The 13,096-nt window shown below is 72.9% G+C and carries 12 protein-coding genes; 5 read left to right on the top strand and 7 right to left on the bottom strand.

Annotation, left to right across the window (positions count from 1 at the left end):
- Window positions 1-10 precede the first annotated feature (10 nt).
- The 3 genes from E5082_RS03450 (at window position 11) to E5082_RS03440 (ending at window position 2,146) form a co-directional block, all read left to right on the top strand.
- Complete coding sequence (locus E5082_RS03450) at window positions 11-679, top strand: TetR/AcrR family transcriptional regulator (protein ID WP_135789775.1); 669 nt, start codon at window positions 11-13, stop codon at window positions 677-679.
- Entirely contained in the window at window positions 676-987 is a 312-nt protein-coding gene (locus tag E5082_RS03445; protein ID WP_135789774.1) for a hypothetical protein, read from the top strand. Before E5082_RS03450 ends, E5082_RS03445 begins: the two co-directional genes overlap by 4 nt.
- Before the next feature lie 112 nt (window positions 988-1,099).
- A complete protein-coding gene (locus tag E5082_RS03440) occupies window positions 1,100-2,146 on the top strand; it encodes a C40 family peptidase (RefSeq protein WP_135789773.1) in 1,047 nt (348 codons plus the stop codon).
- A 36-nt stretch (window positions 2,147-2,182) separates the two neighbouring features.
- Here E5082_RS03440 and E5082_RS03435 read toward each other — a convergent pair whose 3' ends face one another.
- Genes E5082_RS03435 through E5082_RS03415 form a run of 5 tightly spaced genes read right to left on the bottom strand, consistent with a single transcriptional unit; the run spans window position 2,183 to window position 7,751 of the window.
- On the bottom strand, window positions 2,183-3,439 hold the full coding sequence (locus E5082_RS03435) for a styrene monooxygenase/indole monooxygenase family protein (RefSeq protein ID WP_135789772.1): 1,257 nt from the start codon (window positions 3,437-3,439) through the stop codon (window positions 2,183-2,185).
- Window positions 3,440-3,468: 29 nt separating this feature from the next.
- Entirely contained in the window at window positions 3,469-4,125 is a 657-nt protein-coding gene (locus E5082_RS03430; RefSeq protein ID WP_031181190.1) for a GTP-binding protein, read from the bottom strand.
- Window positions 4,106-4,528: a DUF742 domain-containing protein gene (locus tag E5082_RS03425; RefSeq protein ID WP_031181189.1), complete on the bottom strand. Its 423-nt coding sequence runs from the start codon at window positions 4,526-4,528 to the stop codon at window positions 4,106-4,108. The genes E5082_RS03430 and E5082_RS03425 overlap by 20 nt, the downstream gene beginning before the upstream one ends.
- Window positions 4,525-5,025, bottom strand: coding sequence for a roadblock/LC7 domain-containing protein (locus E5082_RS03420; protein WP_135789771.1), 501 nt, complete (start codon window positions 5,023-5,025; stop codon window positions 4,525-4,527). Before E5082_RS03420 ends, E5082_RS03425 begins: the two co-directional genes overlap by 4 nt.
- On the bottom strand, window positions 5,022-7,751 hold the full coding sequence (locus tag E5082_RS03415) for a sensor histidine kinase (protein WP_190045313.1): 2,730 nt from the start codon (window positions 7,749-7,751) through the stop codon (window positions 5,022-5,024). The genes E5082_RS03420 and E5082_RS03415 overlap by 4 nt, the downstream gene beginning before the upstream one ends.
- A 381-nt stretch (window positions 7,752-8,132) precedes the next feature.
- Here E5082_RS03415 and E5082_RS03410 point away from each other — a divergent pair, with 381 nt between their 5' ends.
- A complete protein-coding gene (locus E5082_RS03410; RefSeq protein ID WP_135789769.1) occupies window positions 8,133-8,921 on the top strand; it encodes a protein phosphatase 2C domain-containing protein in 789 nt (262 codons plus the stop codon).
- A gap of 19 nt (window positions 8,922-8,940) precedes the next feature.
- On the opposite strand, the gene E5082_RS03405 is transcribed toward E5082_RS03410, so the two are convergent.
- Window positions 8,941-9,432, bottom strand: a complete 492-nt coding sequence (locus E5082_RS03405; RefSeq protein WP_135789768.1) for a MarR family winged helix-turn-helix transcriptional regulator — start codon at window positions 9,430-9,432, stop codon at window positions 8,941-8,943.
- A gap of 226 nt (window positions 9,433-9,658) precedes the next feature.
- On the opposite strand from E5082_RS03405, the gene E5082_RS03400 reads away from it, so the two are divergent.
- Window positions 9,659-10,486, top strand: coding sequence for a lysozyme (locus tag E5082_RS03400; RefSeq protein WP_135789767.1), 828 nt, complete (start codon window positions 9,659-9,661; stop codon window positions 10,484-10,486).
- A gap of 63 nt (window positions 10,487-10,549) precedes the next feature.
- Here E5082_RS03400 and lon read toward each other — a convergent pair whose 3' ends face one another.
- Window positions 10,550-12,979: an endopeptidase La gene (gene lon / locus E5082_RS03395; protein WP_135789766.1), complete on the bottom strand. Its 2,430-nt coding sequence runs from the start codon at window positions 12,977-12,979 to the stop codon at window positions 10,550-10,552.
- Between the last annotated feature and the right edge of the window lie 117 nt (window positions 12,980-13,096).

Below are 13,096 nucleotides of genomic sequence, written 5' to 3'. Positions count from 1 at the left end.
GCTGCCAGTCATGACCCCGCAGGCCGCCACCCCCGCCTACCGACGCCTCAGCGTGGAACAGCGCCGCGGTCAGCTCCTGGAATCGGCGCTGGCCCTCTTCGCGCACCGCGCCCCCGAGGACGTCTCGCTGGACGACGTGGCGGAGGCGGCCGGGGTCTCCCGCCCGCTGGTCTACCGCTACTTCCCCGGCGGCAAGCAGCAGCTCTACGAGGCCGCGCTGACGTCGGCCGCCGAGGCGCTGCGGCTCTGCTTCGACGAGCCCCGCGAGGGGCCGACGGCGGCCCGGCTCGCGCGGGTCCTCGACCGCTACCTGGCCTTCGTGGACGAGCACGACACCGGGTTCAGCGCCCTGCTCCAGGGTGGCAGCGTGGTGGAGACCTCCCGGACCACGGCCATCGTGGACGGGGTGCGCCGGGCCGCCGCCGAGCACCTCTACAGCCACCTCGGGGTGACCGAGCCGGGACCCCGGCTGCGGATGACGGTGCGGATGTGGGTCGCGGCGGTCGAGGCGTCCTCGCTGATGTGGCTGGACGAGGACAAGCGGCCGCCGAAAGACGAGCTGCGGGACTGGCTGGTCGAGCAGTTCACCGCCGTCCTGGTGGTGACCGCAGGCCGCGACCCGCAGACGGCGGCCGTCGTCGCCGCGATCGCCGGGGATGACCGAGACTTGAGGGCGTGAAGAGTCAGGACACCCCCTTCGAGGGCGGACCGATGGACGGCCGGGTGCTGCCCGTGCTGCTCGGCCCGACCGGCCACCCCCCGAAGACGTACCGCATCCCGGTCCCGGACGCGGCCGGCGGGCCGCCCACGGTGCTGGTGTACCGGCGCACCCCGCGTGGACATACCAAGAGGCTGGGGCTGGTGCGGGGGTGGAAGTACGTGCACGACCCGGAGGGCCTCGGCGACGCCGACCGGCTTCGCTGGCCCTGGTCCAGGCCGAGGCGGGACAACACGCCGCACGGCAAGCCGGACGACCCGACCGGGTGACATTGTTGCGCCGGTCCGCGCACGTTAGGCACGCGGACCGGCGAAGCGCGGCACAAGCTCGCGGTACGGAGGCAGGCGGAAGGTCCGCCGCCCCAGTACCGGAGGTGATGTCGTGTCAGGAACCCTGCTGCGCCTGGCCTGTACGGCCGCGATCACGGCCCAGGCCGCCCTCGCGCCCGCGCCCGCCCTCGCCGCGCCGAAGCCGCAGCGGCCGGTGGCCCAGCTGCTGACGGACCTTCAGCAGCTGTACCGGCAGACCGAGCAGGCCACCGAGACCTACAACGCCACCGCCGAGAAGCTCACCGCCCAGCGCGCCGAGGTGAAGCGGCTGGACGGTGAACTGGCCAAGGCCAGGATGGCGTTGAAGGGCAGCCGGGGCGATGCCGGACGGCTCGCCCGCCAGCAGTACCAGAACAGCTCGAACTTCTCCGTCTACGTCCGCCTGCTCCTCGCCCGCGACCCTCAGCAGGCGCTCGACGAGGGCCATGTCATCGGCCGCGTCGCCGGTCGACGCGCCGCCACCCTGGACCGGCTGACCGGCGCCGAGAAGCGCGCGGACGCGCTCGCCAGGTCGGCCCGCCGGGCGCTGGACACCCAGCTCACCCTGGCCGGGAAGCAGAAGAAGCAGCGGGACGACGTGACCCGCCGCCTGGCGGACGTGGAGCGGCTCCTCGCCTCCCTCACCCCGGCGCAGCGGGGCGAGGTGTCCCGGCTGGAGCAGGACGGGGTGGCCCGGGCGCAGCGGAGCCTCACCGACTCCGGCGCCCTCGGCGACGACAACCGGCCGGCCTCGGCGGAGGGCGGACAGGCGGTCCGCTACGCCCTGGACCAGCTCGGCAAGCCGTACCGGTGGGGCGCCGAGGGCCCGGCCTCCTTCGACTGCTCGGGCCTGACCTCCCGCGCCTGGGCCCGCGCGGGCACCCCCATCCCCCGCACCAGCCAGGAGCAGTGGGCCCGGCTCCCCCACGTCCCGCTGAACTCGCTGCGCCCCGGCGACCTGGTGATCTACTTCCCCGAGGCGACCCATGTCGCCCTGTACCTGGGCGGCGGCAGGGTGGTCCAGGCTCCCCGCACCGGCGAGAACGTCAAGATCTCCCCCCTGGCGGCCAACCCGGTCCTGGGCGCCGTACGACCGGACGCGGCCCCGCGCCGCCTGTGAGAGGCGGGCACGGGGCCGGGAGGGTCGTCGAGTGCGTCAGGCGCCGGCGGCCACCGAGCCGACGTACGCCTCCGTCTTCGCGGGGTCGTAGAAGAAGTTCTCGAAGTCGGCCGGGTCGTTGAAGCCGTTGGCGAAGCGGTCGGCGACCGGCTGGAGCTGGCCGGCGGCGCCGATGAGGTTGAGGATGTGCTCCGGCGGCGGGGCGAGCATGGCGTTGGTCCACTTGGTGACGTGCTGGGCGGTCGCCCAGTAGCGGTCGAAGGTGGCCTTCATCCACTCCTCGTCGAAGGGCTCGTCGCCGCGCTCCAGGATGGAGGCGAGGTAGGCGGCCGCGCACTTGGACGCCGAGTTGGAGCCCTGGCCGGTGATCGGGTCGTTGGCCACGACCACGTCGGCCACGCCGAGGACCAGGCCGCCGCCGGGCAGCCGGCCGATGGGGTTGCGCACGGTCGGCGCGTAGCGGCCCGCCAGGGTGCCGCCGGCGTCGGTGAGTTCCACCTTGGTGGCGCGGGCGTACTCCCAGGGCAGGAACTTCTCCATCAGCTCCAGGGTCAGGGAGAGGTGCTCGGCGGGGTCCTTGATGCCGTTGAACACGTCGAGCGGGCCGCCGGGTATGCCCTCCCAGAACAGGATGTCGGCACGGCCGGAGATGGTCAGGGTCGGCATCACGAACATCTCGCCGACGCCCGGCACCAGGTTGCAGCGGACCGCGTCGAACTCCGGGTGCTCCGGCCGCGGGCCGAGCCCGTGCACGTACGCCACCGCGAGCGCCCGCTGCGGCTCGGTGTACGGGGAGCGCTCCGGGTCGCGGGCGAACATCGACACCAGCTCGCCCTTGCCGGCCGAGACCAGCACCAGGTCGTAGGTGCGGGAGAAGTAGTCGAGGTCACCGACGGCCGCGCCGTGGATGACGAGCTGGCCGCCGCGCTGGGCGAAGGTCTCCATCCAGCCGGCCATCTTGACCCGCTGGTCGACCGACTGCGCGTAGCCGTCCAGCTTGCCGACCCAGTCGATGGCCCGCTGGGAGGGGCCGGGGTCGAAGGAGCCGGGGGCGGCGACCGAGACGCCGAGCCCCTCGATCTTCGGGGCCTGGGACTCCCAGAAGTTGAGCTGGAGGTCACGCTCGTGCTGGAGCGCGGTGTCGAACATGCACTGCGTCGACATGACCCGGCCGGAACGGATCTCGTCCGCCGTCCGGTTGGACATCAGGGTGACCTCGTAGCCGTGCGACTGGAGGCCGAGGGCGAGCTGGAGACCGGACTGGCCGGCTCCCACGACGAGTATCTTCCGCATGCGGGGGTGTCTCCTACGGGGGCTTTGGGCTACTCGGGGGTTACGTCGAGCGCGTGGCCCACCAGGGCCAGGAGGGTCTCGATCGCTGAGATCCGGCGCCGCGCGTCCATGATCATGACAGGGATGTGCGCCGGTATGGTCAGTGCCTCCCGCACGTCCTCCGGCCCGAACATCTCACTGCCGTCGAAGTGGTTGACCGCGACCACATAGGGCAGGCCGCAGCTCTCGAAGTAGTCCAGCGCCGGGAAGCAGTCCTTGAGCCGGCGGGTGTCGGCCAGGACCACGGCGCCTATCGCGCCGCGCACCAGGTCGTCCCACATGAACCAGAAGCGCTGCTGGCCCGGCGTGCCGAACAGGTAGAGCACCAGGTCGTCGTCGAGCGTGATGCGGCCGAAGTCCATGGCCACGGTCGTGGAGGTCTTGCCCGGCGTGGCGGTGAGGTCGTCGGTCTCCTCGCTCGCCTGGGTCATCAGCGCCTCGGTCTGGAGCGGGGTGATCTCCGAGACCGCGGTGACCAGGGTGGTCTTGCCGACGCCGAAGCCGCCCGCCACCACGATCTTCGTGGCGACGGGTGCCCGGCTGCGGTCCTGCTGCCAGGACTTCAGTTCCTCGACGGGCTCGGCCAGGCCGTCGACGAGGGGAGCGTTCCCGACGGGGGCGGTCGCGTCAGAGACGGCGGAGTCCACTCAGCACCCTTTCCAGCAGCGCGCGGTCCGGACGGCCGGTGCCGTGACCGGTCCCGGTGCCGTAAACACGGATCTTTCCCTGGTCCGCGAGGTCGCTCAGGAGCACCCGGACCACGCCGAGCGGCATTCTCAGCAGCGCGGCGATCTCAGCCACCGTGCGCATACGGCGGCACAGTTCGACGATGGCGACCATCTCCGGCATCACGCGCGGAGCGGTGCCGTTCGCCAGTTCCTTGCGCTCCTCCGGGGCGTCCAGCGCCGCGGTGCTGGCCACGAACGTCTCCACCAGGAGGACGTGGCCGAAGCGGGTGCGGCCGCCGGTGAGCGAGTAGGGACGCACACGGGCGGCCTTGCGGTCGCCGCCGCGCGTGGGGAGCTGCGTCTTCTTGGCGATGGCGCTCATCGGACGCTCCCGCTCGGTTCGGACTCCATGGATTTCCGCAGCTCGCTGCGGAGTTCCGGGGTGAGCACATGCCCGGCCCGGCCGACGAAGAGCGCCATGTGGTACGAGATCACGCTCATGTCGCACTCGGCGGAGCCGTGCACGCCGAGCAGCGAGCCGTCGCTGATCGACATGACGAAGAGGCTGCCCTCGTCCATGGCGACCATGGTGTGCTTGACCGAGCCGTAGTCCATCAGCTTGGCGGCGCCCACGGTGAGGCTGCCGATGCCGGAGACGATGGTGGCGAGGTCGGCGGCCGAGCCGCGGGGGCCCTTCGTGGCCGGCCGGTTCTGCCGGTCCGCCTCGGCGCGGTTCGGGTCGGACGACAGCAGGAGCAGGCCGTCGGAGGAGACGACCGCGACCGACTGGATTCCGGGTACTTCCTCGACCAGGTTGGTCAGCAGCCAATGCAGGTTGCGGGCTTCACTGCTCAGTCCGTAGGTACTGGGCGTGGTCAACTGCTTGCCTCCTCGGCGTGTCCCCCCGTGGACTCTTCGGCGTTCGCGCTGGTGGCGGGCCGCTGGTTCTGCGCGGTGCGCTCGGCGATCTCCGCTTCGACGTCGCGGTACCCGGCCTGCGCGCCCTGGCGGAAGCCGCCGAGCCTGCGGCGCAGGGCCTCGGCGTCGACGCCTGTGGCGCGCGGGCGGACCGGGGCCTCGGGCGCGGTGATCTTCGGGGTGCGCTTGGGCAGGCCCTTGCTCGTCAGCTTCTCCTCCGTCTCGTCCGGGGCGCGGTCGTGCGTGGCCTCGGCGGGGAGGGGGGCTGCGGGTTCGGGGATGGCGGCCGTGTTCTCGCCGGCGGGGGCGGCCGGCGGGAGCAGCAGCTCCATGGTGGTCTCGGGGGCCGCCCCCGGCGGCGCGGCGGGCGCCGGCTCGGGCGGCAGTTCGCGGGTGGCCTGGCGCGGGATCACCGTGTCACCGGCGTCGGCCTTCTCGGCGCTCTCGCTGTCGGCCACGGCCTTCTCGGCGAGGGCGACGAGCGGGTCGGCGCCCTTGGGGCGGCCGCGCAGCACGTTGGAGTTGGCCTCGGCGTCGGCGCCGGGCAGGGAGAAGCTCTGCGTGGCGTCGGTACGGGTGGCGTGGTGCGGGACCGCGGCGGCCGGGATCTCCGCGAGCAGCGACTGCGGCAGCACCACCACGGCGGCGACCCCGCCCTGCTTCTGCTCGCGCAGCTGGACGCGGATGCCGTGCCGGTGGGCGAGCCGGGCGACGACGTACAGGCCGAGGCCGAGGCCGTCCTCGCCCTCCTGCTCGTACGGTGACTCGGGGTCGAAGTCGGCGAGGCGGCCGTTGAGCCGCTCCATCCGCTCGGCGGCCATGCCGATGCCCTCGTCCTGCACCGAGAGCATGACCTCGCCGGACTCCAGCAGCCAGGCGGAGACCTCCACGGGCAGGTCGGGCGGGGAGAACGAGCTGGCGTTCTCCATCAGTTCGGCCAGCAGGTGGGAGAGGTCGTCGGCGGCGAAGCCGGCCACATGGGCGTGCGGGGGCAGCGCGGCGATCCGGACGCGCTCGTACCGCTCGATCTCGCTGACGGCCGCGCGGACCACGTCGACCAGTGGGACCGGTCCGTGCGCGGGCTGGACGTGCTCGGTGCCGGAGAGGACCAGGAGGTTCTCGCTGTGGCGCCGCATCACCGTGGCGAAGTGGTCCAGCTTGAACAGGGTGGCCAGGCGCTCCGGGTCCTGCTCGCGCTCCTCCAGCCCCTCGATGACGGAGAGCTGGCGCTCGACCAGGCCGAGGGTGCGCAGCGCGAGGTTGACGAAGGTGCCGCCGATGCTCTCCCGCAGCCGCTCCAGCTGGGCGCTGGAGTCGCTGAGTTCGGCGCGCAGCTCCTCGCGGGCGTCGGCCATCTTCTGGCGCTGGCCGACCAGGTGCTTGCGGTCGGCCTCCAGGGTGGCGACCCGCTCGTGCAGGGCGACGGCGTGCGCGTGCAGGGCGTTCACCGAGCGGACGACCTGGGCGAACTCGTCGTTGCGCCCGGTGAAGGCGATCGGCTCCTGCCCGGCCGGGTCCTCGGCGCCGGCCAGGCGGGCCGAGCCCCGGCGCAGCACGGAGAGCGGGCGGGTCAGGGTGCGGGCCATGGCGGTGGCGACACCGACGGCGACCAGCATCAGGGCGCCGAGCACCGCGATGCGGATCTCCAGCCCGGTGACGTCGTCGTCCCGCAAGGCGGCGAGGCTCTGTCCCTGGCGCTCGTAGAGGGCGGACTCGGCGCCGCGCATCAGGTCGACGCGGGCGGAGAGCGCGGCGTCCAGCTTCTTGGCGCTGACGGCGAGCTGCCGGTCGCCGAAGGTGGGCTGGGCGGTGAGGAAGTCCAGGTACTTGTCGGCGGAGTTGACCTCGGGGCCGGTGACCGTGGAGTCGTAGGAGGTGACGGCGGCCCCGGGCGCGGTCTCGCGGAAGGTGGCGAGGCCGGCGTCGGCGCGCAGCCGGGCCCGCTGGGCGGCGGCGGTGAGCGCGTCGCGGCGGGCGGTGTCGGCCTCGGAGCTGCCGTTGGTGGTGACGGGCAGGCCGGTGACCGGGCTGATCGAGGTGCTGGGCGTGGAGGGCACGCTCAGCGCGGCCAGCAGCAGGCCGCGCGCGGCGGCGGACTGCTGGACGGCGGTGTCCAGACCGGCGAGCGCGTAGGCGCCGGAGCCCGCGCGCGGGGGCGTGCGGTCGGCCAGCTCCTCCGCGAGCCGGTGCAGCTCGGTGATGGTGGCCGAGTACGCCTGGTGGGTGCGCAGCGCGTCTGTCTTGCCGGTCAGCGCGGCGCGGCGGACGGTGGCGATGCCGTCCAGCGCGGTACGCAGCCGGGACGGCAGGTCGGTGTCCGCGCGCAGGTCCTCGACCTGACGGTCCACTCGGGTGCCGCGCTGCTCGGAGGGCGCCTTGGCCCTGGGGCGTCCGGCGGCCACGTAGGAGGTGACCTCGTCGCGCTCGTCGGCCAGCGAGTGGGCGAGCGCGAGGGCGTCCTGCGCCTCGTCCGCCAGCGTCACCAGCTTCTGGGACTCATGGAGGTCCCCGGAAGCGGTGAGCAGGGCGGGCGCGCCTGCCGCGGCTATGGCGGCGGCCACCACGGCCACTGCGACGATCAACCGGTTGCGCACATGGGTGGGGCGTCCAGCGCCCACGGGGTTCTGCTCGGCGGTCCCCTGGGGAGCCGTCTGCCTGCCTGCGCGCCGAGGCCGCTTCTTCTGCACCGGTGCTCGCAATCCTGAACTCGTCTACGGAAGGGCCGGGCGGCGCCCCGTCGTCTCGGTGCCAAGTGGTGCGTACACCCGGTTCATGGTTCCCGACCCTCCCAGCGCCGGTGGGCAGTGGCCGCGCATCACCTGACCCGCCACCCGAAGGAGTGAACATCGGAGGGGAGTTGGCGGGCAAGTCGCGGCGGCGCGCCGGACACCCTTGCGCGGCGGGCCGGTTGGACGCGCGGGGCAGGCTTTGGCAATATTCGCCGCCACGCATTCCCGGACCATGCCAATTGCCGCCATTTCCGGCGCCCGAGCCGGGCGGTCGCACCGATCCGGGTACGCGCTTCGGCCGTTGCCCCCGCTCGTGAAGGGTTCGTGCAGACTGGCGGGGTGCGTACTGATCTCGTCTCGGAACCCGGCACCGCCGACCGGCCCAACGAGGACTTCGCGGGGGTCGGACTACCCGCCTGCGGTCAGGGCGGTTGCGTGATCTTGCTGGACGGGGTGACGCCGCCCCCGTACACGCCGGGCTGCTCACACCCGGTGCCCTGGTTCACCGCCCGGCTGGGCGGCGCGCTGACCGAACTGACCGTTTCCCACCGAGATCTGACGCTGGCGGAGATTCTCGGCCGGGCGATCACCCAAACATCGAAGGCCCATCTGACCAGCTGTGACCTTTCTCACCCGCGTACGCCCCAGGCGACGGTGGTGCTGGTCCGCTGGTCGGCGGAGACGGTCGAGTACCTGGTGCTGTCGGACTCCGCGCTGCTGCTGCGCGCCCCGGACGGCACGGTGACCCCGGTGCTGGACGAGCGGCTGGCCCGGCTGCCGCGCGGGGCGCTGGCCAGCGCGGAACGGGTGGACGCCGAGCTGCGCAACAAGGAGGGCGGCTTCTTCACGGCCGCCGCCGACCCCGAGGTGGCCCGGTACGCGGTCACCGGCTCGGTGCCGCGTGCCCGGGTGCGCTCGCTGGTCGCGCTGACCGACGGCGCGGCCCGCTGGACGGAGAAGTTCCACGAGGGCGACTGGACGGCCCTGTTCGACCTGGTCGCCAAGGAGGGCACCCGTGCCCTGGTGGACCGGGTGCGGGAGCTGGAGCTCGCGGACCGCGAGGAGCGGGCGTTCCTCGGCCGCGGCAAGACGCACGACGACGCGACGGCCGTCCACGTGGAGCTGTGAGGGTTCGCCCGGCTCTCGGCTACTTCTCCGCGACGCCGTTCAATTCGTGCAGCAGCCGGGCCAGCTCGGCGACCTCGCGGCGGTCCCAGTGGGCGAGCTGGCTGACGTAGCGCGCGCGGCGGGCCTCGCGGACCTGGCCCACCCGGCCCCGGCCCTCGTCGGTGAGGGTGACCAGCCAGGCGCGGCCGTCGGCCGGGTCGGGCTCACGGGCGATCAGGCCGAGGTCCTCCAGGGCGCGCAACTGGCGGGACATGGTGGCCTTGCCGACGCCGATGTAGGCGGCCAGTTCGGTGGCCCGCTGGCCGCCCTGCTCGTCGAGCCGGATCAGCAGCCCGTACGCGGCCGATTCCAGGTCGGGGTGGACCTCGCGCGCCATCTCCCCCTGACTGGCGCGCGCCCGGCGCAGCAGCACGGTCAGTTCACGCTCCAGCGCCAGGAATTCCTGGTCGGCACAGCGCGGCGCCACGGGTGCGGTGCCCTCGCCCGTGCCGTTGTTCCCGTCCTCGTGCACCTCAGTACCCCTGCCCGGTTTCGCCGTCTGAAATTTTCTGCCGGACCCCGTCATCGCCGCAGCTCCGTCAGTATTTCGCAGGCGTAGACCAACGGCGGCATCCGGACCCCCTTCCCACCCCCGCATCTACGTGCGTAGCTTCTTGGCCGGGCCCCTCGCGGCGGCCCGGCGCAACAGGCTCGTCGGTCATTTCCGGTCCCCCACTTTCACCCCGAAAGGCCACGCCATGCCCGTGCACAGACCCGGTCCCGCCCGCCCCCGCACGTCCGCACTCCTGGTCACGGCCCTGCTCGGCGCGCTCAGCCTCGTCCTCGGTGTCCTCTTCGCCGCTCCCGCCCAGGCCGCGCCCCACCGCGGCGATGCCTACCTCGGCATGGGCGTCCTCTCCCACGACGGCCGCTCCGGCGTCCCGGCCGGCACCAGGGCCGCCCAGACCGAGGGCGTCGACGTCTCCGGCCACCAGGGCAACGTCGACTGGACCACGCTGTGGAACAGCGGGGTCCGCTGGGCCTACACCAAGGCCACGGAGGGCACCTACTACACCAACCCGTACTTCGCCCAGCAGTACAACGGCTCGTACAACGTGGGCATGATCCGGGGGGCGTACCACTTCGCCACCCCGGACACCACGAGCGGCGCGGTGCAGGCGAACTACTTCGTGGACCACGGCGGCGGCTGGTCGCGGGACGGGCGGACGCTGCCCGGCGTGCTGGACATCGAGTGGAACCCGTACGGCGACGCCTGCTACGGCATGGCCGGGGCCGCGATGACCAACTGGATCGCGGACTTCCTGGGCACCTACCGGGCGCGCACCGGCCGGGACGCGGTGATCTACACGGCGACGAGCTGGTGGACCCAGTGCACGGGCAACACCGCCGCCTTCGGCGCGGTCAACCCGCTGTGGATCGCCCGGTACGCCACCGCGCCGGGCACGCTGCCGGCGGGCTGGGACTTCCACACGATGTGGCAGTACACCTCGTCCGGCCCGACGGTCGGTGACCACGACCGGTTCAACGGCGCCCTGGACCGGGTGCAGGCGCTGGCCAACGGCTGAGCCTCCCGCGTACGCGAAAGGCCCGAGCCTCCTCGTGAAAGGGGACTCGGGCCTTCGCCCCGCTCAGGCCGCGACCGGCGCCTCCGCCACGGTGGCGGCGGGCGCGAGGGCCAGCTCCAGCACCTGGCGGACGTCGGTCACCGCGTGCACGTCGAGCTTCTCCAGCACCTCGGCCGGGACGTCGTCCAGGTCGGGCTCGTTGCGCTTGGGGATGATCACGGTGGTCACCCCGGCGCGGTGCGCGGCGAGCAGCTTCTGCTTCACCCCGCCGATCGGCAGCACCCGCCCGGTCAGCGAGACCTCACCGGTCATCGCCACGTCCGTGCGGACCAGCCGGCCGGAGAGCAGGGAGGCCAGCGCGGTGGTCATGGTGACGCCCGCGCTCGGCCCGTCCTTGGGGACCGCGCCCGCCGGGAAGTGGATGTGCACACCCCGGTCCTTCAGGTCGGCCACCGGCAGCTCCAGCTCGGCGCCGTGGCTGCGCAGGAAGCTCAGCGCGATCTGCGCCGACTCCTTCATCACGTCACCGAGCTGCCCGGTCAGGGTCAGCCCCGCCGCCCCCGTCTCCGGGTCGGCGAGCGACGCCTCGACGTACAGCACGTCGCCGCCGGCGCCGGTGACCGCGAGCCCGGTCGCCACACCGGGTACGGCGGTACGGCGCTCGGCCGGGTCCTGCGCGGACTCGGGCACGTGGTGCGGACGGCCCACCAGACCGCGCAGGTCCTCCTCACGGACGGTGAACGGCAGTTCCCGCTCACCCAGTTCGTGCTGGGCCGCGACCTTGCGCAGCAGCCGCGCCACGGTCCGCTCCAGGGTGCGCACGCCCGCCTCGCGGGTGTACTCCCCGGCGAGCTTGCGCAGCGCGCCCTCCTCCAGCGTGACCTCCTCGCCGGTGAGACCGGCCCGCTCCAGCTGGCGCGGGAGCAGGTGGTCGCGGGCGATGACGACCTTCTCGTCCTCGGTGTAGCCGTCGAGCCGGACGATCTCCATCCGGTCGGCCAGCGCCTCCGGGATCGCCTCCAGCACATTGGCGGTGGCGAGGAAGACCACGTCGGACAGGTCGAGCTCGACCTCCAGGTAGTGGTCCCGGAAGGTGTGGTTCTGCGCCGGGTCCAGCACTTCGAGCAGGGCGGCCGCCGGGTCGCCCCGGAAGTCCGAGCCGACCTTGTCGATCTCGTCGAGCAGCACGACCGGGTTCATCGACCCGGCCTCCTTGACCGCGCGGACGATACGGCCGGGCAGCGCGCCGACGTAGGTGCGCCGGTGGCCCCGGATCTCCGCCTCGTCCCGGACACCGCCGAGCGCGACCCGGACGAACTTGCGCCCCATCGCGTGCGCGACGGACTCGCCCAGGCTGGTCTTGCCGACGCCGGGCGGCCCGACCAGCGCCAGCACGGCACCGCCGCGCCGTCCGCCGATCACACCGAGGCCGCGCTCACCCCGCCGCTTGCGCACCGCGAGGTACTCGGTGATGCGCGCCTTCACGTCGTCCAGACCGGCGTGCTCGGCGTCCAGGATCTCCTTGGCGCCCTGGATGTCGTACGCGTCCTCGGTCCGCTCGTTCCACGGCATCTCCAGGACGGTGTCCAGCCAGGTGCGGATCCAGGAGCCCTCGGGCGACTGGTCGGAGGAGCGCTCCAGCTTCTCCACTTCCTTGAGCGCGGCCTCGCGGACACGCTCGGGCAGGTCGGCGGCCTCCACGCGGGCCCGGTAGTCGTCGGACTCCTCGGCCGCGTCCGGGCCGTCGCCGTTCAGCTCGCGCAGCTCCTTGCGGACCGCTTCGAGCTGGCGGCGCAGCAGGAACTCGCGCTGCTGCTTGTCGACGCCCTCCTGGACGTCCTTGGCGATGGTCTCCGCCACGTCCTGCTCGGCGAGGTGGTCGCGGAGCTGCTGGGCGGCGAGCCTGAGGCGGGCCACCGGGTCGGTGGTCTCCAGCAGCTCGGTCTTCTGGTCGGTGGTGAGGAACGGCGAGTAACCGGAGTTGTCGGCGAGCGCGGAGACGTCGTCGATGGCCTGGACCCGGTCCACGACCTGCCAGGCGCCACGCTTGCGCAGCCACGTGGTGGCCAGCGCCTTGTACTCCTTGACCAGGTCGGTCACCTGGCCGGGCAGCGGCTCGGGCACGGTCTCCTCGACCCGGGCGCCCTCGACCCACAGCGCGGCGCCGGGACCGGTGGTACCCGCGCCGATGCGCACCCGGTGGCGGCCCTTGACCAGGGCGCCGGGGTCGCCGTCGGCGAGTCTGCCGACCTGCTCGACGGTGCCGAGCACGCCGGTCTTGGCGTAGGTGCCGTCGATGCGCGGGACCAGCAGCACCTTGGGCTTGCCGGACTCCGCGCGGGCGGCGGCCTGGGCGGCCTCCACGGCGGCCCGGATCTCGGCGTCGCTCAGATCCAGCGGCACGACCATGCCGGGCAGCACGACCTCGCCGTCGAGCGGCAGCACAGGCAGAACGAGCGTGAACTCCATGGACTCACCCGACTCAGCAGCCATGATCTCCCCTTCGGCAGTCAACTTGAGTAACACTGACTCAATGCTCCTGAGCTGTTCAATGTTCCCCGAACATCGTTCGCTCTGGGCGAACGAGGAATCGCCGGGCGGGCGGGGCAG

The organism is Streptomyces griseoluteus, assembly GCF_004784465.1.
In the GTDB taxonomy this organism is placed as follows: domain Bacteria; phylum Actinomycetota; class Actinomycetes; order Streptomycetales; family Streptomycetaceae; genus Streptomyces; species Streptomyces griseoluteus.
This window is presented reverse-complemented; position numbering and strand designations above follow the sequence as displayed.

Excerpts from the sequence above, each read along its gene's own strand:
- E5082_RS03450 (WP_135789775.1), top strand. The coding sequence starts at position 11 with ATGACCCCGCAGGCCGCCACCCCCGCCTACCGACGCCTCAGCGTGGAA.
- E5082_RS03435 (WP_135789772.1), bottom strand. The coding sequence starts at position 3,439 with ATGCGGAAGATACTCGTCGTGGGAGCCGGCCAGTCCGGTCTCCAGCTC.
- E5082_RS03425 (WP_031181189.1), bottom strand. The coding sequence starts at position 4,528 with ATGAGCGCCATCGCCAAGAAGACGCAGCTCCCCACGCGCGGCGGCGAC.
- E5082_RS03400 (WP_135789767.1), top strand. The coding sequence starts at position 9,659 with ATGCCCGTGCACAGACCCGGTCCCGCCCGCCCCCGCACGTCCGCACTC.
- lon (WP_135789766.1), bottom strand. The coding sequence starts at position 12,979 with ATGGCTGCTGAGTCGGGTGAGTCCATGGAGTTCACGCTCGTTCTGCCT.